Here is a 20976-nt window from a genome sequence, read left to right on the forward strand (position 1 = left end):
CCTATTCAATATCACCAGGGACTAAAGGTACAAATCTTACTGGCGCAATTACATGCTCTGTAAAGCTATCGCCTTGGCGAATAACCATGGTTAAATTTTGTTCTGCCTCACCAATAGGGGCCAGTAATACGCCTCCATCTGCAAGTTGTGCGAGTAACTCGGGGGGAATGGTGGTTGCCGCAGCGGTCACGATAATGCCATCAAATGGCGCTTGTGACTGCCAGCCTTGCCAACCATCGCCATGTTTCATGGTGACATTGTACAAATCGAGCTGGTGTAATCGGCGTTTAGCTTGCCATTGCAAAGCTTTAATACGCTCTACCGAATATACCTTATCAAAGGTTTTAGCTAAAACCGCCGTTTGATAGCCCGACCCGGTGCCTATTTCTAACACCTTATGTTGCACACCGGCTAATCGCATTAGCTCGGTCATGCGCGCAACAATATAGGGCTGAGAAATAGTTTGCCCTTGTCCTATAGGTAGCGCGGTATTTTGATACGCCTTGTGTTTGAGTACATCATCAATAAAAATATGCCGAGGAATTTGCGCTATTGCTTTTAAAACCTCTTTATCTTCTACGCCATCTCGCTGTAATAAGTCTGAAAGCGCTTGTGCACTACGAGTATAATTAGCCAGCACGGTTAATCTCCAACTCGGCTAACCACTCTCCTACGGCTTTAATACTGTCTTTGGCAGTCATATCAACGCTTAACGGGGTCACTGATGCATAGCCATTATTAACCGCATAAAAGTCAGTGCCTTCACCTGCGTCGCTTTCAAGCCCTAGCGATCCATACCAAAAAATATCGCGCCCCCATGGATCGGTTTGTTTGGTCATGGTTTCTGCTTTGTGACGAGCCCCTAAACGAGTTACCTGAACGCCTTTGAGCTCAGAGAGCGGAATATCGGGAACATTAATATTAATGATCTGATCTTTCGGCAACGGATGTGAAGCAAGCCCTTTAATAATATTTACAGTAACGGCTGCCGCTGTTTCAAAATGCTCACCATGATGAGAGCACAAAGATACCGCAATTGCTGGTAAGCCCAAATGACGACCTTCAGTCGCCGCAGCAACTGTACCAGAGTAAAGTGTATCGTCGCCTAAATTACCGCCATGATTGATACCGGCAACAACCAAATCGGGTTTTTCATCCACTAATTGATTAACACCTAAGTGCACACAATCAGTGGGTGTACCGTTTACCGACATAAAGCCGTTGTCGAGCGTTGTGGCACGCAGCGGGTTCATTAGCGTTAGTGAATTACTAGCACCACTACAATTTCTATCTGGAGCAACCAGCGTTACCTCAGCGATTTGTATTAATGCTTGATATAAAACAGCAATACCTTTGGCATTAACACCATCATCATTACTTAATAGAATCTTCATCTGCGGTATCCTTTTCTTTTCGCTCGCGAGGGCTGGCATCAGTATAATTAACCAGTTCGCGCAGTAAAGCCGTTGCAAAACAGCCTTTGGGTAAACCAAAGCTGAGTTTTAATGTGCGTTCATCAAGTGTTTCTATGCTTAGCTCTTGGGGTATTAAACGCAGCATTCTACGCTCGTTTTTAAGCCCTAAATCCCCTAAGCCATCACACCATGCTTGATACGGTGCCAACCATGTTTTTTCTTGTTCGGTTAAGCCTTTTTCACTTTTGCCCACCATGGGCGCCGACATCATAATATCGCCAGAGGCAAGCCGTGCAATATTTTCATCACTTATCGCATCTTCAAAAAATGCATTACTGCCACTGAGCATAAATACTTCGCGGTGCATGGTTTTAGCAAGGCCATGCTCAGCCACGCGTAAACTAACAATTTGATTAAACACATGTGAACGCGCAGCAGAAATAATAATGCCTCGCAGCTTTTTATCGCGAATACGCTCACCGGCAAACATTTTTTCGGCCATCACTAGGTTGTGCCCATCACGACCAAAGCGCTGTTCACCAAAATAATTAGGCACACCTGCGCGTACCGCGTTTATACGGCATAAAATATCAAGCGGCTCGGTTACATTGCGCAAGGTAATAGTAAATCTATTTCCTTTATGGCAACCAGTGCGCAATTTTCGCTCATGGCGCTGCTGCGATACCACAAACACGCTTTCACTGTTCAGCTCAGTAAAATCAATATGCTTTTTAATCGGTACTTTTACGCTAAACCACTGCGAGCATACTCCATGGCGGTCTTTCATACCGGCATAGCTTACATCACGTGGCGATACACCCGCTTTTTGTGCAATCAGCTTGGCAACATATTGGGTGTTTTCACCCTTTTTAACCACTTGCAAACACACGTGTTCACCACTGCCGGTAAACTCTATACCGAGATCCTCATCAACCATAAAGTCTTCTGCGGTGGTTTTAAAGTCGGCTTTGGAAAGCGGCGCGCCATATAAATAATTTAATTCGCTCATGCGTTTTGTTTGCTCATAATGACCACGGCATGGCTGGAAATGCCTTCTTTACGCCCCTCAAAACCGAGTTTTTCGGTAGTGGTAGCTTTTACATTTACCTGAGAAAGCTCGGCATTTAAATCACTGGCAAGGTTGCCACGCATCGCTTGAATGTGCGGCAGCATTTTTGGTGCTTGTGCCACAATAGTGACATCCGCATTGCCCAATACATAACCTTGTTGCTTGGCTAGGTTCACTACATGGCGAAGTAAAATACGGCTATCAATATTTTCATATTCACTGGCCGTATCCGGAAAGTGCTTACCAATATCGCCCAGCGCTAATGATCCTAAAATAGCGTCACATAAGGCATGAATAGCTACATCACCATCTGAGTGTGCTAAAAAGCCTTGTGGATAATCAATTTTTTCGCCGCAGATAGTTAAAGGCCCTTGGCCTCCAAATTTATGTACGTCAAAACCATGGCCTATTCGTATCATTTTGCACTCTCATTATTTTGTTTTTGCAGTAAAAAGCCTGCTAAATCTAAATCTTCTGGGGTGGTGATTTTAATATTATCACTACGCCCTGCTACCAGCTTTACCGGCTTATTTGCCCACTCCATTGCACTGGCTTCATCAGTAATGGTAACGCCGCTGTTAAGCGTACTTTGCAATGCCGTTTTAAGCTCGTCGTATTTAAACAGTTGCGGGGTAAGCGCTTGCCATAAATCATCACGAGGCACAGTTTGCTGCGCATGGCTTTGCCCTCGTTTTATAGTGTCTTTTACTTTGCTGGCTAAAATGCCGCCTTCATTAGCCTGCAGGCACTGTGCGATTAAGCGCTCTATATCAGCAATATCGACTAAAGGTCTTGCAGCGTCATGCACCAAAACCCAAGCAGGTGGGTTGGCAGCTAAAAACAATAAACTGTTTAACACTGAATCTGCGCGCTCTTTACCGCCAATAGCACGCACAATGCGAGGATCAGCTAGCGTAAGGTCGTCAAAGTAGGGGTCGGTTTCGCTCAGAGCCACCACTATAGAGTTTAACTGCGGTAACTGCGATAACTTAGCGAGCGTATGCTCTAGAATGGTTTTCCCTGCTAAGGAAATATATTGCTTTGGTGTTGTGTGTTGCATTCGACTGCCAACACCTGCGGCAGGAACAATAGCAGCAATAGTTTGTTTATTTGTCATGGTGTTGAGCCGGTAAAACACGAATAAAGGTTTCGTCCGGTTTAATCATTCCTAATTCGTTGCGGGCACGCTCTTCAATGCCTTCGTGGCCGAGCTTTAAATCTTCTATATCCGCTTTTAATACTTTATTACGCTTTATTAGTTTTTCGTTAGTTTGTTGATGCGATGCCACCGCATTTTTTAAACGGGTGTAGTCTTGCACCCCGTTATGACCAAACCAAAGGCGATACTGGATAAAAAGTGCTAAGCACAACAAGCCAAATTGAAAAAATCGCATTAAACACTCCTTATTTTAATTTTTAATTATCTACTTATGCTAGCGGCCGCTTAACATTGCGCCAATTAATATTGGCAGCTAGTAACATTTCCCGTAATGACAAAACCCGTGGCGTGCTACGCTTTGAAAACTGCCACTGGTGGCCACAACACGCCGCTGCAAGGCTCGTTTTACTAGGTTTAAGCAATTGCGCACTTTGTTGCTCAAGTCCTTGGCCTAAAAAATCAAACCAGCCAAGTTCATTACAATGCAGTTGCGTATCAGCTACTTGATCAATGCTATCTATTCTAACCCGAATTTGACCGTGACTTTGTAATAATACCGGAATTATTAGCCCTACTTTGGCATGCGCTTGATAAAAAAGTTCATTCGCTGCAGGATTAGCCTCTGGCGGTGTAGGTTTTTGTTTTTCAAGCCAGCCTCCATTTTGCGCATCAAGCGTAAAAGGCAATGGTGCATTAGCTACACGTGTTACGGCACGTTCAATATAATAAGGCAGGCTTTTTAATTGCCTGCGTAAACGGTCACCATTAGGTTCAGCCACTAAGCGCTGAACTTCACGCTGATAAAAAGCATTGCATAATTGTGCGTAAAGCACTTTTTGTGCATCAGTTTGCCACATTTCAACTTGCTGGCTTGTGTTAAACTGCTTATTTTTAGCAACCAATCGCTGTACTCAAAAAAACATTTTAATACTGTTTTATAACACAGTAATGCACAGTTTTTAAGCACTTGTAGTAATTTAAGCGCTTGGCTTTTCACCTAATTTTGCAATACCTGATTCTAAAAATTGCACCATAGTGCTGCGCTTTTTACCTATTAATAAGCTGCCATCAGCCAAAAACATAAAGTTTTGCCAGTTACGTTTAAACACATCAAATGTCGTTTCGATAATATTGTCGCGTGCCATGCAAAAATACACAGTGGTATTAGCCTGCCAATCTAAGTGGTTCAAAATAGCATCTGGAAATTGGGGTTCTTCGCTTTCCCACGCATCTTCCCAATTAATTTCTTGGCTAAAGTTTTGCTCTTGCGCGCACCAATCGGTTTTATCAAAAAAGTCTGGATGGTCATGTTCACGACTCACCATGGTTGTCCACAGTACGGCCGCACGCTCGCTGGTCATCGGTTTAATATTGGCTGCATCAATATCTGAAACCGGAATATCTTTGTGGCGAAATACCCAGGCTTTTTTGTAATCATCAAGAGAAATATAATTCATAGTATTGCTGTATTCTTTGGCATAATAAAAAGCGAAGGCAAATTATACAAGATAACAGACTATGACTACAGCACTAAAACTGGGTTTATATCAACACTACAAAGGCCCACAATATAAAGTTATGCATGTGGCGACCCACAGCGAAACCAACGAGCAGTTGGTTATTTACCAAGCCTTATACGGTGAATACGGCATATGGGCACGCCCACTAAGTATGTTTACTGAAACCGTAGAAAAAGACGGTAAAACTATCGCCCGTTTTGCCTACCTTGGTGAAGCCGATTAACTATGGCATTATAACGCATAATAATTACTGCTCAGACCAGATAAAGGATAACCCGTGCAATTTAATTCTACTGATAATTACATCGCAAGCTCAGCATTAAAACAGGCAGTAAACGCCGCTATTATGCTGCAAAAACCGCTTTTAATTAAAGGCGAGCCTGGCACAGGTAAAACCATGCTGGCTGAAGAGTTAGCGAAAAGTTTAGATACTGAGCTTATTCAGTGGCATATAAAATCAACCACTAAAGCGCAGCAAGGTTTGTACGAGTACGATGCAGTATCGCGTTTGCGCGACAGCCAGCTAGGTGATGAGCGCGTTCACAATATTAGCAACTACATAGTTAAAGGTAAGCTGTGGCAAGCCTTCATGTACGCTGAATTAAACGGCAAACGCCCAGTACTACTTATTGACGAAATAGACAAAGCCGATATTGAGTTTCCAAATGATTTACTGCTCGAACTCGATAAAATGGAATTTTATGTATACGAAACCGGTGAGCGCATTGTGGCTAAAGAGCGCCCTATTGTGATCATCACATCAAACAATGAAAAAGAGCTGCCTGATGCGTTTTTACGTCGCTGTTTTTTCCATTATATTGATTTTCCAAATAGCGACGAAATGCAGCAAATTATTGATGTGCACTACCCGCATGTTAAACAAGATTTAGTTCGCCAAGCGCTAGAAGTATTTTTTAACTTACGCGAAGCCAACGGCCTTAAAAAGAAGCCATCTACCAGCGAGTTACTGGATTGGTTAAAGCTATTAATGGCTGAAGATATAGACGCAAAAATCCTGCACGACAAAACGCAAAAAGGCGGTTTAATGCCGATGTTTGGTGCGCTGCTTAAAAACGAGCAAGACATAAGCCTAATCGAAAAACTTGCGTTTATGAGTCGCCGTTAAGATGTTGATTGCATTTTTCTTCAAATTACGAGAATACCGCTTACCTGTGAGCCTGCGCGAACTACTCGATTTAATTAACGCTTTAAAACAAGGCGTTATATTTGCTGATGTAGACGCGTTTTATCATTTAGCGCGCACTATTATGGTAAAAGACGAAACCCATTTTGATCGGTTCGATAAAGCCTTTAGCGATTACTTTAGCGGTATTGCCGACTTAGACCTGCTCGAGAGCTTAAAACAGCAACACAATTTACCTGAAGATTGGTTGCGTAAAGAGTTTGAAAAGCACCTAAGTGATGAAGAAAAAGCCCAACTAAAAGCCATGGGCGGGCTCGACGAGCTAATGAAAACCCTAAAAGAGCGCCTAGAAGAACAGCAAAAACGCCACGCTGGCGGCAATAAGTGGGTAGGTACAGGCGGCACCTCGCCTTTTGGTGCATACGGCTATAACCCTGAGGGTGTGCGTATTGGTCAAGACGGTAACCGTAATCGCCAAGCAGTAAAAGTGTGGGATAAGCGCGAATACAAAAACTTAGATTCCGACCGTGAAATTGGCTCTCGTACCATAAAGCTGGCACTTAAAAAACTACGCAAATTTGCTCGTACTGGCGCAAGTGACACCCTTGATTTAAACGAGACTATTCGCGCGACCGCCAAACAAGGCGGCATGCTCGATGTAAAAATGGCCCCCGAGCGCCACAACGCGGTAAAAGTATTGATGTTGTTTGATATTGGCGGTTCAATGGATGACTACATTCATACCTGTGAGGAGTTATTTAGCGCCGCCCACAGCGAGTTTAAACATTTAGAGTTTTACTACTTCCATAACTGTTTATACGAACACGTGTGGCAAGATAACCAACGCCGCCACTCAAACGTTATTGATACCATGACGCTGATCAACAAGTTTACCAGCGACTACAAAGTTATATTTGTCGGTGATGCCACTATGGGCCCATATGAAATTGCCTACCCTGGCGGCTCAGTAGAGCATTGGAATGAAGAACCCGGCAGTGCATGGTTGGCACGAATCACTAACCACTTTGATAAAGTCGCGTGGCTCAACCCACAGCCGGTTGAGCATTGGCCGTACTATCAATCAATTGACTTTATAAAGCAGCTAATGAACAACCGCATGTACCCGCTGAGCTTGGATGGGATAAGTAGCGCGATAAAAGAGCTGAGTTAAAATGATTAATAGGAATACATTAAAATTAGTTTTGTTTGCATCACTTATTATAAATATGGTTTTTATTTCTATCTTTATAAGTGACTCTAAAAAAAATGAAAGCATTTATTTATTAGCAAGTAATGTTGAAGCTAAATGTTTGAATGATTGGAAATCACAAGACTCAAGAGTGCCTTTTATTACCTCTCATCAAATTCTAGGACCAGATCCTTTTGCTGAATATAACCTTTTAGAGCTGGGAGGTTATGATCAGTCAACATCTTTCACATACGAATTCTCAGCATGTTTTAAAGATAAATTTTCTACAGTAAGAACAATTGCAGAGATGAAATATGCTATTGATTTCATTGGTAAGCAATCAAAAAACGTTGGATTTTATAAATTACCAAATTCTGATGAAATTGTTGTTTACTCAAATGAGTAACAATTAGGCTAGATTCGTTTAACTCACAACTCGTTGAACATTAACCGCATTATCAATTAATTTTATGAAGCAGCTAATGAACAACCACATGTACCCACTTAGTTTAAATGGGATAAGTAAAGCGAAAAAAGAACTTAGTTAATGCATTTTAAGTAGTTCATGCACCATATTTTTGATGGTATTCACTGAGTATGAATTCTAATTGCTTCTCGAAGACTTCAATGGATGGTTTTTTGCCACTTAACCGCTGCTGCTTTAGCCATTCAAGTAATTCAATCCTTACTAAATAACCGTATTCAATGCAGTAACTTGGATCTGAAAGCCAAATTTCAGGAGCTCCTAGTGAAGCTCCTGAATACCAGTGACAAATGGAATAGCCTTCACTTTCAAGCTTATCACTAAGTTGCCAGCTGTAAATCCACCAGGTAATCAGAAATAGAGGGAAGCATCCTATAATAACAAACAGCCCCCTTCGCATCGATTTCTCTGATATATCACCATGCATTCTTTGATAAATCCCGTAGATGAGTACAAAAAAAGCGGGCATCATAACTATCAAAGGAATTACTACAGGTTTAATTTTTAACGAAATTACATTTTCAGCAATAAGACTTAATGTGCTAATTTCTAATTTAAAGCTGTAGGCATAGAGAGTAATGATTAAACATAAAACGCCTATAGAAAGCCACCCTTTTTTAGGGTTGGCAGGTGGGAGTTGATTAGCCGAGCTTGCCATTTTAGTACCGTCTTCCTGAGTAAGGAATACCAAATAAGCGGTGTATAAACTCAATTGGATTGTTATCGTACATTCACTCAGCCCTATCTAACTCATATTTTAACTAATTAGGATAAACATCATAATTTTTGACCGTCTTATCTTCGCTCGCTGAAGCCTATCGGGGTCTACAACAGTCTACATCTATGCAGAGATCGTTTGGTTTGTACCTTTCACCTCGAACCTCGAACCTCGAACCTCGAATATAAAATCACATCAACTTCCACACTACAAACGCCACAGCAAAACCAACCAAGTACACCAAGCCTAACCAGGTTAAGCCACGCAAAAGTAGACTGTGTTTAATCGCAGGCTCTGAGCGAACTAGGCTGAAGTTAAGCCATGCAAAAACGGGGGTAGTTACAAACGCAAGCGTCATGGCAAAGGTAAGCATGGGCCCAAGAGCTGATTTAAAAAATAAGATCACCGCCATACCGGCCAATGCTTGTAATATAAGCCACGTATTTAAGCTGTGTTTTGATTGCTTAAAACCCAGTAGTTTATGCGATTCGTTAAGTGTTCGGGCGTAACCGTCAAGCACGGTGAGTGTGGTGCCAAACATACACAAAAACGCGATGGCAGATACCAAAGGCCTTGCCCACTCGCCAATAGTAAGTGCATACATATCAATCAGCTGTTTAGCAAAAGCGACACCGCCAAGCTCTATATTACTGTTTTGCCCATATTGCACTAACGCACCTAAACTAAAAAATACCAGCGCAAGCCCGGCGGTTAACCAATAACCTAAATTAAAGTCGAATAAGCCTTGGCTTTTAGTCACACTTTGCTGAGTTTGTTTTTCTTTAAGCCACAACGAGCTCAGTGCCGATATTTCAATAGGCGCTGGCATCCAGCCCATTAAGGCAACCATAAAGCCTAACATGGCAAGTTCATACGGTGAGGGGCCAACATAGTTTACAGGGGCTACAGGGCCGTTATTTATAGCAATAACTAATGCGGTTATGGTTGCAATAGTAAGTAGCCCCATAATAGCTTTTGCAACGTTATCGAGCGCTTTAAAGTGCCCTAGTAATAATATAATTAAACACACAGCCAATATTAACCAACACAACAAGGTAACAGGAATGCTAATAGGTAATGCGTAGTGTAATAAGCTCGCCGTAAGCAACAATACGCCAGCGGTATTTACCACAGCGGCAATAATATTGAGGGCAATAAAACTGTAAAAATAGCCAGGCCCTTGGTTTTTATACCCTTCTACTAGGCTATTTTTGGTGGCGAGTGTGTATTCCATACCAAAGCGAAAAAACGGGTACTTTAAAACGTTAACCACCACAATAAGCCAAAATAGCTGCCAACCAAATAATGCACCAGCTTGAGTCGATGCAACTAAGTGTGAGCCACCAATGGCAGCGGTTGCCATTAAAATACCTGGGCCGAGTGTCCCTAACCGAGACTTCCATGTGTTTTGTGTGTACTGCATTAACTTCTCAAATTTGGTGTGTTATGTGCTTTTATTATTAATTTTTATCATTAATAAACTGTGTGAGTGCATAACTTACCTAATTTACAGGCAATAAAAAAGAGCCCTTAGGCTCTTTTTAAAAATAACACATTGTTAGTTATTAATTTAAATCCATCTCTTGGATGATTTCGTGTGCTATTTCAGGTGTGGTACTTACAGGCTTTTCATGTAAGTTCGCTTTTATTTGCCCTTTACGATGCTTTAGTGCGGCATCGAGTTTTTTAGCTGCGCTTGAAATGGCTGGGTACATAACCTCGTTTTCCCCTTTAACTGATATTCGCGCACCTTCATAATTTGTACTAATTTCTGCTTGGAACTTGTGATGCTCTTTTGAAAGAATAATGTCGAGCGCTATCAATGATGGAAAATGACTCTCAATTTTAGAAAACTTTTCGTTAATGTGTTCTTTAATAGAATCAGTAACGTCAACATGGTGACCAGAAAGATTAATTTTCATAGGGTATCCTTTTTTATGTTACCTCACAGTTAGTATTGGGGGCTAAACGAATTAACACAAGAGAAAATAGCTAAATTTAGCAATTATTTATTACCCCACCTGATTTAGATCATTCATTTAGCATTAAGTATGCAAAAAGCCGCGTGATAGCGGCCTTTCAGAGGTGCTGATAATTTAACCATTCATGTAATTAATCTGTGTATGAACAGCAATAATCAGCAAAATCACTTACTTTTACATGGAAGCTGACATTAGCATCAACATTAAATGACTCGCCCGCATTAAATGTTTTCCACTCGCTTTCACCTGGTAATAACACATCCCACTGCCCTGCTAACAACTCCATACACTCTTTTTGGTTAGTATTAAACTCAAATTCACCGGGTTGCATAAAACCCAAGGTTTTCGCTTCACCATTTCCTAAAAGCACAGTTCGGCTTGATACTTTGCCATCAAAATATACATTGGCTTTTTTAACCACACTAACGTTATCGAACTTTGGCATGTTAACTCCTGTTATTAATTTATAATTTTGTTACCTCCACAGTGCCTGATACACAAAAACCTTGCAAGTTAAGTGCTGTGAAAATTACTCATTTAGAAGCCAAAAGATTAAAAATGAACGACTTTATAGAGAGATATGCTTCGAGCAACGGGCTGCGAGTTTCGAACAGATCTTTTAGTAATTTATGCATAAAGAGGGCGATGAGACACTGCGCTTTAGAGAGGTGATAAAAGTACAACTCATAAAAAAGCCCGCCCTATTTTACGCAGGGCGGGCTTTTAAATGTTAAAGCAGTCGCTTAAAACAATGCGTTTGCTTTGTTAACGATGTTTTCTACGGTGAAGCCGAAGAATTCAAATAGCTCGTTAGCTGGTGCCGACTCACCAAAGGTGGTCATACCGACTACGGCGCCATTTAGACCTACGTACTTGTACCAGTAATCAGCAATACCCGCTTCAATCGCTACGCGACGTGAAACGCTTGCTGGTAATACGCTTTCTTTGTACTCAGGCGATTGATCTTCAAACGCATCAGTACACGGCATAGATACAACACGTACCTTTTTACCCTGCGCACGTAGCTCTTTTGCAGAGTCTTGCGCTAGTTGTACTTCAGAGCCGGTAGCAATAAGAATAAGCTCTGGGTTGCCGTCACAACTTAGGATGTAACCACCCTTTTTAACGTCGCTTAATTGCTGTGCATCACGTGCTTGTTGCTCTAAGCCTTGGCGAGTAAAGATTAATGATGTAGGACCGTCTTTACGTTCAATAGCTTGTTGCCATGCAATTGCCGACTCAACTTGGTCACATGGGCGCCAGTTGTAAAGGTTAGGCGTTAAACGCATGCTGGCAATTTGCTCTACTGGTTGGTGAGTTGGACCATCTTCACCTAAACCAATTGAATCGTGCGTGTATACAAAAATGCTTGGTTGCTTCATTAATGCAGCCATACGAACCGCGTTGCGTGCGTATTCCATAAACATTAAGAACGTTGCACCGTAAGGGATAAAGCCTTTATGAAGTGCAATACCATTCATAATTGCCGACATACCAAACTCACGCACACCGTAGTAAACGTAGTTACCACTTGCATCGTCTGCCGTTAAGCCTTTAGAGCCATCCCAAATTGTTAAGTTTGAACCTGCTAAATCGGCAGAGCCACCCATAAACTCAGGTAGTAACGGACCAAATGCGTTTAATGCATTTTGCGATGCTTTACGTGATGCTGGGTTTGCTGGGTTTGCTTGTAACTGCTCAATATACGCTTGTGACTTTTCAGCCCAATCAGCAGGTAAATCTGAATTTGTACGGCGTTTGTATTCAGCAGCGAGCTCTGGGAATGCTTGCTCGTATGCGGCAAATTTCTCATCCCAGCTTGCTTCAAGCTGTTGGCCTTTTTCTTTGTTATCCCACTGTGCATAAATGTCAGCAGGGATTTCAAATGCATCACCCGTCCAACCTAGGAACTCGCGAGATGCTTTAATTTCGTCATCACCTAGTGGTGCGCCATGACAGTCGTGGCTACCTGATTTATTAGGTGAGCCATAACCAATCACTGTTTTACAACAAATTAGCGTTGGTTTGTCGGTCACGCTTTTTGCTTCGCTAATTGCAGCACTTACAGCATCGCTATCGTGGCCATCAACGTCGCTAATTACATGCCAGCCGTATGCTTTAAAACGTGCTGGTGTGTCATCGCTAAACCAGCCTTCAACTTCACCGTCGATTGAAATGCCGTTGTCATCCCAAAATGCCACTAACTTGCCTAGGCCTAATGTGCCAGCAAGCGAACAGGCTTCATGAGAAATACCTTCCATTAAACAACCATCACCCATAAATGCGTAAGTGTGGTGATCAACAATGTCATGGCCTTCACGGTTAAATTGAGCGGCTAATGCTTTTTCAGCAATTGCCATACCTACGGCATTTGTGATCCCTTGACCTAATGGACCCGTAGTAGTCTCGATTCCTGGCGCATATCCATATTCTGGGTGGCCTGGTGTTTTAGAGTGCATTTGGCGGAAGTTTTTAATTTCGTCCAGTGGTAAATCATAACCACTTAAATGCAATAGAGAATAAATTAGCATTGAACCGTGACCATTTGAGAGTATAAATCGATCTCGGTCAGCCCACTCTGGATTTGTTGGGTTATGTTTTAGATAATCGCGCCATAATACTTCTGCGATATCAGCCATGCCCATAGGGGCTCCAGGGTGGCCAGATTTGGCCTTTTGTACTGCGTCCATTGACAAGACGCGAATAGCATTTGCAAGTTCTTTGCGAGATGGCATGAATTCTCCTACCTTTATATGTATTTGCGCGGGTATTTATATACCTCCATTCTTACTTATTGTAGGGGCTGTGTGCAATTAAAAACCCATAAAAATAGGACATTATGAATATTTTTTAAGAACCATTTACTATTATATATTTTATTTAGACGTCTAGGCGTAAAAAAACTATGCAAGTTCGCTTGTTTTAGATAAAATACGCGCCTTAATTTTTTAGCGCTAATACCGACGTTTGTGAAGCGCAATATTTGTGAGCATAATTACAATGGCAAAACATTTATTTACTTCTGAATCTGTTTCTGAAGGTCATCCGGATAAAATCGCCGATCAAATTTCTGATGCGGTACTTGATGCTATCCTAGAGCAAGACTCTCATGCCCGTGTAGCGTGTGAAACTTACGTTAAAACCGGTATGGTTATGGTTGGTGGTGAAATCACTACTAGCGCATGGGTTGATATCGAAGAAATTACACGTAAAACAGTACGTGAAATTGGTTACACACACTCAGATATGGGCTTTGATGCCGATTCGTGTGCAATTTTAAACACTATTGGTAAACAGTCTCCAGACATTAACCAAGGTGTTGACCGTACAAGCCCTGAAGAGCAAGGCGCTGGCGACCAAGGCTTAATGTTTGGTTACGCATGTAACGAAACTGAAGTATTAATGCCTGCTCCAATTACTTATTCTCACCGTTTAGTGCAGCGTCAAGCTGAAGTTCGTAAAAGCGGCGAGCTTAACTGGTTACGTCCAGATGCAAAATCACAAGTTACATTTGCATACGAAAATGGCAAGCCAGTAGGTATTGATGCCGTTGTACTTTCTACTCAGCACAGCGAAGATGTATCGCAAAATGACTTAGTAGAAGCGGTAATGGAAACAATTATTAAGCCAGTACTTCCTGCTGAGCTTATTACTAGCGCAACTAAATTTTTCATTAACCCAACGGGTCGTTTTGTTATTGGTGGCCCAATGGGTGACTGTGGTTTAACTGGTCGTAAAATCATTGTAGATACATACGGTGGCATGGCTCGTCACGGTGGTGGTGCTTTCTCTGGTAAAGATCCATCAAAAGTTGACCGCTCAGCGGCTTATGCTGCACGTTACGTTGCTAAAAACATTGTTGCTGCAGGCCTTGCTGATAAGTGTGAACTTCAAGTGTCTTACGCTATTGGTGTTGCAGAGCCTACTTCTATCAGTGTTGAAACATTTGGTACTGGTAAATTAGAAGAAGCGCGTTTAATTGAACTTATTCGTGAACACTTTGACTTACGCCCTTACGGTCTAATTCAAATGCTTGATCTTGAGCGCCCTATTTATCTTCCAACAGCGGCTTACGGCCACTTTGGTCGTGACGAATTCCCATGGGAACGCACAGATAAAGCAGACGCACTTCGTGCAGCAGCAGGGCTATAAGCCACTTAGCTAATATTTAAACGGCCCTTTTTAGGGCCGTTTTGCTATGTGTATTAAGTTAGTCGTAAAACAGTCTCGAACTGTTTAACATTTTAGGTATATACTCTGCTTATACAATAAAGCGTATTAGGGATAAAAAATGGCCGACAATTTTCGTGTTATATTTGTAGGACTTGCAGAAGGTGCAGACAGCCAAGCAGTGACCACTGCACTGACAGAAAAGCTGAAAACCTCGCCAGAAAAAGTGGCTGCTTTTTTTGATGGCAAACCGTTATTTGCCCCTTGCCCCAAAGATAAAGCACTCAAGCAAGCTAAGTTACTTTCAACGCTGGGGATTAAAAGCAAACTTCAGCAAGCTGCGGCTACACAAACGGCACCTCAAACAGCTTACGACAGCCAGCGAGATCAGCGCTTATTTGACGCCCTAGATTACATTACCAGTAGCCTAATTCGCCTTGAAGAAAAACTAGAAGATATTGAGCAACGCCTCCCTGAAGTTGAATTATCATTACCTGATGAAAACAATGAAGTATGGGAAGATGACGATTTAATGCTTGATGAGCCTCTCTCTACTGAGCCCAAAAAACGCGGCAACCTTGTTTTATATTCGCTGATTTCTACAGCCGTAATATTGCTTATTGTACTTGCTACGTACTTATTATTTCCTAATTTATTCTCTTTTTAATTACGGTTAAGTTATTTAATGAGTAATAATCGCGCACAAATAAGACACGATATTCGTAAAGCACGTAATAACCTATCAAAAAACCAGCAAGAATTAGCCGCCGAATCGCTTAAAGTGAATTTTATTCAACATTTAAAAAGCATAAATTCGGCCAAAAAAAGCCATATCGCGCTTTATTTAAGTAATGATGGTGAACTAGATACCTCATTGTTAATTAATGAATTATGGAACACTGGCCAGGCTATTTACCTGCCCGTAATTCATCCATTTAATGGGGCTAATTTACTATTTCAACGCTATGAAAAAAACTCACCCATGAGAGCAAATCGCTATGGTATCTTGGAGCCTAAGCTGAACTGCTCTCAAATATGCCCCTTACCTGAGCTTGATTACGTTTTAATGCCATTAGTGGCATTTGATAAATTTGGTAATCGCCTTGGAATGGGAGGTGGGTTTTACGATAGAACATTGGCACGTTTATACGAACAACACTGGCAACAACCGCAACTTATTGGCCTCGCACATGCGTGCCAACAAGTCGATGAGTTACCGATTGAATCGTGGGATGTACCACTAAAAACGATCATAACACCCGATAAAACCTACTGTTGGTAACAACTAATCTTGTAAACTAACAGCCTATTTTGACACCAATGAGCAGACAACAATGACACAAGATGAATTAAAAAAAGCAGCTGCGTGGGCTGCACTCGAGTTTGTAAAAGAAAACACCATAGTAGGTGTAGGCACAGGCTCAACCGTTAATCACTTTATTGATGCCCTAGGCACAGTTAAAGACACCATCGTTGGTGCAGTATCAAGTTCAGAAGCATCTACAGCACGCTTAAAAGAGCTTGGCATAGAAGTGTTTGAGCTTAACGATGTAGCGGCACTCGATGTATACGTTGATGGCGCAGATGAAATTAACGCCTTAAACGAAATGATCAAAGGCGGCGGTGCCGCGCTTACCCGCGAAAAAATAGTGGCAGCTGTAGCAAAACAGTTTGTATGCATTGTTGATGATACAAAACTAGTCGATACCTTAGGAGACTTCCCACTGCCAGTTGAAGTTATTCCGATGGCGCGCAGCTATGTTGCCCGCGAATTATTAAAACTTGGCGGTGACCCTGTGTATCGCCACGGTGTTGTAACCGATAACGGCAACGTTATTTTAGACGTACATAATTTAAAAATTACCCATGCTAAACAGCTTGAAAAACAAATAAATCAAATTGTTGGCGTAGTTACCAACGGCCTATTTGCAGAGCGCGGTGCTGATAAAGTAATTATCGGCACTAAAAATGGGCCACAAATTAAATAGGATATGGTTATGAGTAAGGTATCGTTAGCAAAAGACAAAATTAAAATTCTCTTGCTTGAAGGTGTTCACCAAAGCGCTGTTGAAACGCTAAAACGTAACGGTTATAGCAATATCGACTACGTTAAAACATCGTTGCCAGAGGACGAACTTATTGAGCGCATTAAAGATGTGCACTTTGTAGGGCTTCGTTCTCGTACTCATATTAACGAATCTGTATTAAACGCAGCTGAAAAGCTAGTCGCTGTAGGTTGCTTTTGTATTGGTACAAACCAAGTAGATTTAAACGCAGCGCGTGAGCGCGGTATTGCGGTATTTAATGCACCGTTTTCAAATACTCGCTCTGTGGCTGAGCTTGTGCTTGGTGAAATATTGCTGTTATTACGTGGTATTCCACAGCGTAATGCCGCTGCCCATCGTGGCGGCTGGTTAAAAACAGCCAATGGCTCGTTTGAAGCTCGCGGTAAAACCTTAGGTATTATTGGTTACGGCCACATTGGTACTCAGTTGGGTATTATGGCTGAAAATATTGGTATGAACGTGGAGTATTACGACATTGAAGACAAACTATCTTTAGGTAATGCTACACAAGTGCATAACTTAACACAGCTATTGCAACGTGCTGATATTATTAGCTTACATGTTCCAGAGACACCGCAAACTAAAAACCTAATTGGTACAGCAGAGCTTGCCGTGATGAAGCAAGGGTCTATTTTAATTAATGCTTCACGCGGTACTGTGGTTGACATTGACGCCCTAGCTGAAGCACTCACAGAAAAGAAGCTTAGCGGTGCAGCCATTGATGTATTCCCAGTTGAGCCTAAATCAAACGATGAAGAGTTTATTTCGCCACTACGTGAATTCGACAACGTTATTTTAACGCCGCACATTGGGGGTTCTACTCAAGAAGCACAGGAAAACATTGGTATTGAAGTAGCAGGTAAACTCGCTAAGTACTCAGATAATGGCTCAACCATTACTGCAGTTAACTTCCCTGAAGTATCATTACCAGAACTTGCTAACCGTAGCCGCTTGTTACACGTGCATCACAATCGCCCTGGCGTGCTAACGCAAATTAACCAAGCGTTTGCTCAGCATGGTATTAATATTGCCGCACAGTACTTACAAACGGATGAAGCAATTGGTTACGTGGTTATTGACGTAGATACCGTTCAATCTGAAGTAGCACTAAAAGAACTCAGTGCTGTTGAAGGCACAATTAGAGCCCGTATTCTTCACTAAGTAATCAGCTATCAGCTATCAGCTAAAATAATAAAAGCCGTACTTGAATAATCGAGTACGGCTTTTTACATTAAACTAGAAGCTGGCAACTTATTCTATTATTTGCCTTTTACTTCTAAATTTATAAATTTAACCAGCTCTTCGGGTTGCCCTGCTAACATCATTAGCTGCTGATTTACTTCCATCATGGTTTTACCTTCAGGCAGTTTAGCTGAGACACTAAGCGAATTTAGACCTTTAGCAAAGTCAGTTAATGCTTGCGCTATTTCTTCGGTTACCGGCGCTTGCTGTAACTGTTGAGCTAGCATCATTTGCATCTGCTCTAGTGTCATACCTTGTTTGGCTAATTCACTTTCTAGCAAAGTACTTAACTCACCTTGGTTATCGAGCATTACACTCATAGTGCGTGGCTCTAACTTGCTCATTGCTTGCATAATAAGTGTTTGCTGTTGCAACTCTTGCTCATAAGTAAGCGGTGTATCACCTGCTGTTTGCTGAGCTTTGCTTATTTCAAGCGAAGCATCCATAAGCGCTTTAGAATTAGCCAGCCCCATATTCATATCAATGCTGGCAATATCGTTGGCGTGTAGTTTAACAACTATATCGCTGTTACCTGATTGCTCATCGTAATCTAATGATGAGTGTAAATCATAGCTGGCCGAGGCAAGTTGTGCATTAGTATCTGCAGGCAGTGTAGCGACAAAGCTTTTATCAAATTGGAAGTTCTTCAGTGTAAAAGCAGTATGAGGCGATATTTTATCGGTTTCGTAACCTGTCACTTCCACATGCTCAACCGTGGCAATATTTTCACCCTCAGGGCTGGTCACTTCTATATTACTAATGGCAACACTATTTGAAATAACACTCGCCGATAGTTCTGCATAGTTAAAGCTGGCACCTGTTTGTTCGCTAACCAAAGCCAACTGCTTATCAACCTCAGCGCGTACCTCTTGGGTTGCTACATAGTTTGCATAGCTTACGCCACCCACACCTGCAGCAATAATCGCGGCTGCAATCACTAATTTTTTCATGTTATTTCCTTATTAAACTCTTTACATAAGTGGCTTTAAGCAAGACTAACATTGAGAACATAAGTCGTTAAGCACTTTTTGTTTGCTAATTAATTAAACTAAGTAGCTCGTGCACGGTTTTAACCGGCGTTATTTTGGCACCCAGCCCTTCCATTGATTTATGGTAGTTACGAAATGGAATAAATATTTCAGTAAACCCATGTTGCGCCGCTTCTTTAACACGGGGCACACCACTGTCGATTGGGCGTACATCACCATTTAAACTTAACTCCCCCATAATACAGGTGGTTCGTGGAACAACGAATTCGTTTAAACTACTCAAAAGTGCAGTAACAAGCGCTAAGTCAATACAGGTTTCTGATTCATCAATTTTTAAACCACCGACAATATTAAAAAACGTATCGTGGAATATTTTAGTTTTGGTGTGCTTACGTAAAATACCGGTGAGCATTTTGATCCGGTTCATATTTAAACCAACACATACTCGCTGTGGAAACTCTGCTTCGGTTTCAGTGGTTAAACACTGAATTTCTAGCAGTAAATTACGATTTCCTTTACGGATACAGGTAATTGTCGACCCCGGTGATTCAGTGGTTGAGCCCGATAAGAAAATTTCACTGGGGTTATCCACACTGAGCATACCGCGTTCACACATTTTAAAAATGCCGACGGTGTCTATATCACCAAAGCGATTTTTATTAGCGCGCAGGGTGCGCACTTGACCATCGTTGGTATCAATATGTAACAGTGCATCAACTATGTGTACTAAGGTTTGCGGGCCGGCTATTTCATTATTCTTATTTACGTGAGCAATAATAAACATAGTCACGTCGTTTTGCTTACAATATTGAGTTAATGCTTGAGCTGCACTTTTTACCTGAGAAGGTGAACCTGGGCTGCCATTAGCGGTATCGGTGACAACAGCTTGAATAGAGTCGATAACGGCAAACTTAATTTTGTTTTTATCCAGCTCTTCAATAATGGTTTCAACACTGGTTTCTGACAGTAAATAGAGTTCATCTTCGTTGTAATTTAGTTTTAACCGATTAACCCTGTTTTTAAACTGCGATAGAGACTCCTCCGCAGTACAGTAAAGTGATGGCATACGCTGAGACATTCTTGCCACCAAATCAGATAGTAGTGTTGTTTTACCCGCCCCCGGATCGCCAGAAATAATATTAACCGAGCCGGTGGTTATACCACCGCTTAGTACACGGTCAAGTTCGCCAATTTCAGTAAGCTGCTTTTCAGCCTCAGAGGTTGCTACATCATTAATTTTTTTAGAACCACCGCCAATGCCACCGGCATAACCACCTACACTTGCACGAGCAGCTACCTTTTTGTTTTGCCCTGCAGAGGGTTTAAACTCTGCTAAAGTGTTCCATGCGCCACAGCGACACTGGCCTTGCCAACGTTGATAGTTCATGCCACATTCTGTACAAACAAACTCTACTTTTGCCGCTTTAGCCATTTAAAACCTTACCTACTATTCTTTATTTTGAAATACACAGTGTTAAGCGCTTATTTTGCCATTGCTGGCTCTACCTTAGCAACAACGTCTTGTGGATCAGCGCATTTAGTATCACCAAATACGCTATACTAATGTAGTTTCACTTAACCTACTTTAGGGCATGTTTCTTGCTTTAAAAAACTAATTAACCCTTGCCAATTAATTGGCTATTAGAAAATAACAATAAATAACCTGAACTCTGGTTAAGAGATTTACTAACATATTGAATCAAAAAGATATTTGTGCTTATTTTTCTCTAGCTAGAGATTTTTAGTGAAAACAAGGCGAAATTACGCGTCAATAGCTACCCTATTGCAAGTAAGTTCAACGCAGTTAGCGCTGAAAATAACTGCTTGAG

General features: G+C 41.7%; 24 protein-coding genes. 9 read left to right on the forward strand and 15 right to left on the reverse strand.

Features of this window, described 5'->3' with window-relative positions; translation table 11 throughout:
• Position 1 precedes the first annotated feature (1 nt).
• The 8 genes from AN392_RS13905 to AN392_RS13940 form a co-directional block, all read right to left on the reverse strand.
• Complete coding sequence (locus AN392_RS13905) at positions 2-640, reverse strand: protein-L-isoaspartate(D-aspartate) O-methyltransferase (RefSeq protein WP_010387750.1); 639 nt, start codon at positions 638-640, stop codon at positions 2-4.
• Positions 630-1394, reverse strand: coding sequence for a 5'/3'-nucleotidase SurE (gene surE / locus AN392_RS13910; RefSeq protein ID WP_054201786.1), 765 nt, complete (start codon positions 1392-1394; stop codon positions 630-632). The genes AN392_RS13905 and surE overlap by 11 nt, the downstream gene beginning before the upstream one ends.
• On the reverse strand, positions 1375-2424 hold the full coding sequence (truD, locus tag AN392_RS13915) for a tRNA pseudouridine(13) synthase TruD (protein WP_010387747.1): 1050 nt from the start codon (positions 2422-2424) through the stop codon (positions 1375-1377). Before truD ends, surE begins: the two co-directional genes overlap by 20 nt.
• Positions 2421-2903, reverse strand: a complete 483-nt coding sequence (gene ispF / locus AN392_RS13920; protein ID WP_008464226.1) for a 2-C-methyl-D-erythritol 2,4-cyclodiphosphate synthase — start codon at positions 2901-2903, stop codon at positions 2421-2423. The genes truD and ispF overlap by 4 nt, the downstream gene beginning before the upstream one ends.
• Positions 2900-3601 (reverse strand): 2-C-methyl-D-erythritol 4-phosphate cytidylyltransferase, encoded by a 702-nt coding sequence (gene ispD, locus AN392_RS13925; protein ID WP_055013056.1) that lies wholly within the window; start codon positions 3599-3601, stop codon positions 2900-2902. Before ispD ends, ispF begins: the two co-directional genes overlap by 4 nt.
• Complete coding sequence (ftsB, locus tag AN392_RS13930) at positions 3591-3878, reverse strand: cell division protein FtsB (RefSeq protein WP_008110330.1); 288 nt, start codon at positions 3876-3878, stop codon at positions 3591-3593. The genes ispD and ftsB overlap by 11 nt, the downstream gene beginning before the upstream one ends.
• A gap of 34 nt (positions 3879-3912) precedes the next feature.
• Entirely contained in the window at positions 3913-4545 is a 633-nt protein-coding gene (locus AN392_RS13935) for a hypothetical protein (protein ID WP_055013057.1), read from the reverse strand.
• 75 nt (positions 4546-4620) lie between these two features.
• Positions 4621-5100, reverse strand: a complete 480-nt coding sequence (locus tag AN392_RS13940) for a DUF2947 domain-containing protein (protein WP_008464232.1) — start codon at positions 5098-5100, stop codon at positions 4621-4623.
• Between the two features lie 61 nt (positions 5101-5161).
• On the opposite strand from AN392_RS13940, the gene AN392_RS13945 reads away from it, so the two are divergent.
• From AN392_RS13945 to AN392_RS13960, 4 genes are read left to right on the forward strand one after another with little or no spacing between them, the layout of a single operon-like run.
• The gene (locus tag AN392_RS13945; RefSeq protein ID WP_008110327.1) at positions 5162-5386 is read left to right on the forward strand and encodes a DUF1653 domain-containing protein; all 225 of its coding nucleotides are present in this window, start codon (positions 5162-5164) and stop codon (positions 5384-5386) included.
• 54 nt (positions 5387-5440) lie between these two features.
• Positions 5441-6289: a MoxR family ATPase gene (locus AN392_RS13950; RefSeq protein WP_055013058.1), complete on the forward strand. Its 849-nt coding sequence runs from the start codon at positions 5441-5443 to the stop codon at positions 6287-6289.
• A gap of 1 nt (position 6290) precedes the next feature.
• Positions 6291-7478 carry a VWA domain-containing protein gene (locus tag AN392_RS13955; RefSeq protein WP_055013059.1) on the forward strand — a complete coding sequence of 396 codons (1188 nt, stop codon included), beginning with the start codon at positions 6291-6293 and terminating at the stop codon, positions 7476-7478.
• Between the two features lies 1 nt (position 7479).
• Positions 7480-7902 carry a hypothetical protein gene (locus tag AN392_RS13960; protein ID WP_055013060.1) on the forward strand — a complete coding sequence of 141 codons (423 nt, stop codon included), beginning with the start codon at positions 7480-7482 and terminating at the stop codon, positions 7900-7902.
• A 157-nt stretch (positions 7903-8059) separates the two neighbouring features.
• Here the strand turns inward: AN392_RS13960 and AN392_RS13965 are convergent, their stop codons facing one another.
• The 5 genes from AN392_RS13965 to tkt all read right to left on the reverse strand — a co-directional run bounded on the left by AN392_RS13965 (position 8060) and on the right by tkt (position 13415).
• Positions 8060-8638, reverse strand: coding sequence for a hypothetical protein (locus tag AN392_RS13965; protein WP_055013061.1), 579 nt, complete (start codon positions 8636-8638; stop codon positions 8060-8062).
• Between the two features lie 250 nt (positions 8639-8888).
• Positions 8889-10121 carry an NRAMP family divalent metal transporter gene (locus AN392_RS13970; protein WP_055013062.1) on the reverse strand — a complete coding sequence of 411 codons (1233 nt, stop codon included), beginning with the start codon at positions 10119-10121 and terminating at the stop codon, positions 8889-8891.
• Positions 10122-10263: 142 nt separating this feature from the next.
• Entirely contained in the window at positions 10264-10620 is a 357-nt protein-coding gene (gene hpf / locus AN392_RS13975; protein ID WP_008110321.1) for a ribosome hibernation-promoting factor, HPF/YfiA family, read from the reverse strand.
• A 190-nt stretch (positions 10621-10810) separates the two neighbouring features.
• Entirely contained in the window at positions 10811-11125 is a 315-nt protein-coding gene (locus tag AN392_RS13980; protein WP_010387728.1) for a pyrimidine/purine nucleoside phosphorylase, read from the reverse strand.
• 298 nt (positions 11126-11423) lie between these two features.
• Positions 11424-13415 carry a transketolase gene (gene tkt / locus AN392_RS13985; RefSeq protein WP_010387727.1) on the reverse strand — a complete coding sequence of 664 codons (1992 nt, stop codon included), beginning with the start codon at positions 13413-13415 and terminating at the stop codon, positions 11424-11426.
• A gap of 265 nt (positions 13416-13680) precedes the next feature.
• Between tkt and metK the strand changes: the two genes are divergently transcribed.
• From metK to serA, 5 genes are all read left to right on the forward strand, one after another.
• Entirely contained in the window at positions 13681-14832 is a 1152-nt protein-coding gene (gene metK / locus AN392_RS13990; protein WP_008110316.1) for a methionine adenosyltransferase, read from the forward strand.
• Between the two features lie 139 nt (positions 14833-14971).
• Positions 14972-15517 (forward strand): hypothetical protein, encoded by a 546-nt coding sequence (locus tag AN392_RS13995; protein WP_055013063.1) that lies wholly within the window; start codon positions 14972-14974, stop codon positions 15515-15517.
• A gap of 18 nt (positions 15518-15535) precedes the next feature.
• Complete coding sequence (locus AN392_RS14000) at positions 15536-16132, forward strand: 5-formyltetrahydrofolate cyclo-ligase (protein WP_054201802.1); 597 nt, start codon at positions 15536-15538, stop codon at positions 16130-16132.
• 52 nt (positions 16133-16184) lie between these two features.
• Complete coding sequence (rpiA, locus tag AN392_RS14005) at positions 16185-16838, forward strand: ribose-5-phosphate isomerase RpiA (protein ID WP_055013064.1); 654 nt, start codon at positions 16185-16187, stop codon at positions 16836-16838.
• Between the two features lie 9 nt (positions 16839-16847).
• A complete protein-coding gene (gene serA / locus AN392_RS14010) occupies positions 16848-18077 on the forward strand; it encodes a phosphoglycerate dehydrogenase (RefSeq protein WP_055013065.1) in 1230 nt (409 codons plus the stop codon).
• 98 nt (positions 18078-18175) lie between these two features.
• Here the strand turns inward: serA and AN392_RS14015 are convergent, their stop codons facing one another.
• A complete protein-coding gene (locus AN392_RS14015; RefSeq protein WP_033102829.1) occupies positions 18176-19108 on the reverse strand; it encodes a hypothetical protein in 933 nt (310 codons plus the stop codon).
• A gap of 85 nt (positions 19109-19193) precedes the next feature.
• Positions 19194-20579 carry a DNA repair protein RadA gene (gene radA, locus AN392_RS14020; protein ID WP_055013066.1) on the reverse strand — a complete coding sequence of 462 codons (1386 nt, stop codon included), beginning with the start codon at positions 20577-20579 and terminating at the stop codon, positions 19194-19196.
• Between the last annotated feature and the right edge of the window lie 397 nt (positions 20580-20976).

The organism is Pseudoalteromonas sp. P1-16-1b, from assembly GCF_001401785.1.
GTDB lineage: Bacteria > Pseudomonadota > Gammaproteobacteria > Enterobacterales > Alteromonadaceae > Pseudoalteromonas > Pseudoalteromonas undina.

Bases quoted from the DNA above. Each gene is read 5' to 3' on its own strand.
- surE (WP_054201786.1), bottom strand. From the start codon at position 1,394: ATGAAGATTCTATTAAGTAATGATGATGGTGTTAATGCCAAAGGTATT.
- truD (WP_010387747.1), bottom strand. From the start codon at position 2,424: ATGAGCGAATTAAATTATTTATATGGCGCGCCGCTTTCCAAAGCCGAC.
- ispF (WP_008464226.1), bottom strand. From the start codon at position 2,903: ATGATACGAATAGGCCATGGTTTTGACGTACATAAATTTGGAGGCCAA.
- ispD (WP_055013056.1), bottom strand. From the start codon at position 3,601: ATGACAAATAAACAAACTATTGCTGCTATTGTTCCTGCCGCAGGTGTT.
- ftsB (WP_008110330.1), bottom strand. From the start codon at position 3,878: ATGCGATTTTTTCAATTTGGCTTGTTGTGCTTAGCACTTTTTATCCAG.
- AN392_RS13940 (WP_008464232.1), bottom strand. From the start codon at position 5,100: ATGAATTATATTTCTCTTGATGATTACAAAAAAGCCTGGGTATTTCGC.
- AN392_RS13945 (WP_008110327.1), top strand. From the start codon at position 5,162: ATGACTACAGCACTAAAACTGGGTTTATATCAACACTACAAAGGCCCA.
- AN392_RS13955 (WP_055013059.1), top strand. From the start codon at position 6,291: ATGTTGATTGCATTTTTCTTCAAATTACGAGAATACCGCTTACCTGTG.
- AN392_RS13960 (WP_055013060.1), top strand. From the start codon at position 7,480: ATGATTAATAGGAATACATTAAAATTAGTTTTGTTTGCATCACTTATT.
- AN392_RS13965 (WP_055013061.1), bottom strand. From the start codon at position 8,638: ATGGCAAGCTCGGCTAATCAACTCCCACCTGCCAACCCTAAAAAAGGG.
- AN392_RS13970 (WP_055013062.1), bottom strand. From the start codon at position 10,121: ATGCAGTACACACAAAACACATGGAAGTCTCGGTTAGGGACACTCGGC.
- hpf (WP_008110321.1), bottom strand. From the start codon at position 10,620: ATGAAAATTAATCTTTCTGGTCACCATGTTGACGTTACTGATTCTATT.
- AN392_RS13980 (WP_010387728.1), bottom strand. From the start codon at position 11,125: ATGCCAAAGTTCGATAACGTTAGTGTGGTTAAAAAAGCCAATGTATAT.
- tkt (WP_010387727.1), bottom strand. From the start codon at position 13,415: ATGCCATCTCGCAAAGAACTTGCAAATGCTATTCGCGTCTTGTCAATG.
- metK (WP_008110316.1), top strand. From the start codon at position 13,681: ATGGCAAAACATTTATTTACTTCTGAATCTGTTTCTGAAGGTCATCCG.
- AN392_RS13995 (WP_055013063.1), top strand. From the start codon at position 14,972: ATGGCCGACAATTTTCGTGTTATATTTGTAGGACTTGCAGAAGGTGCA.
- AN392_RS14000 (WP_054201802.1), top strand. From the start codon at position 15,536: ATGAGTAATAATCGCGCACAAATAAGACACGATATTCGTAAAGCACGT.
- rpiA (WP_055013064.1), top strand. From the start codon at position 16,185: ATGACACAAGATGAATTAAAAAAAGCAGCTGCGTGGGCTGCACTCGAG.
- serA (WP_055013065.1), top strand. From the start codon at position 16,848: ATGAGTAAGGTATCGTTAGCAAAAGACAAAATTAAAATTCTCTTGCTT.
- AN392_RS14015 (WP_033102829.1), bottom strand. From the start codon at position 19,108: ATGAAAAAATTAGTGATTGCAGCCGCGATTATTGCTGCAGGTGTGGGT.
- radA (WP_055013066.1), bottom strand. From the start codon at position 20,579: ATGGCTAAAGCGGCAAAAGTAGAGTTTGTTTGTACAGAATGTGGCATG.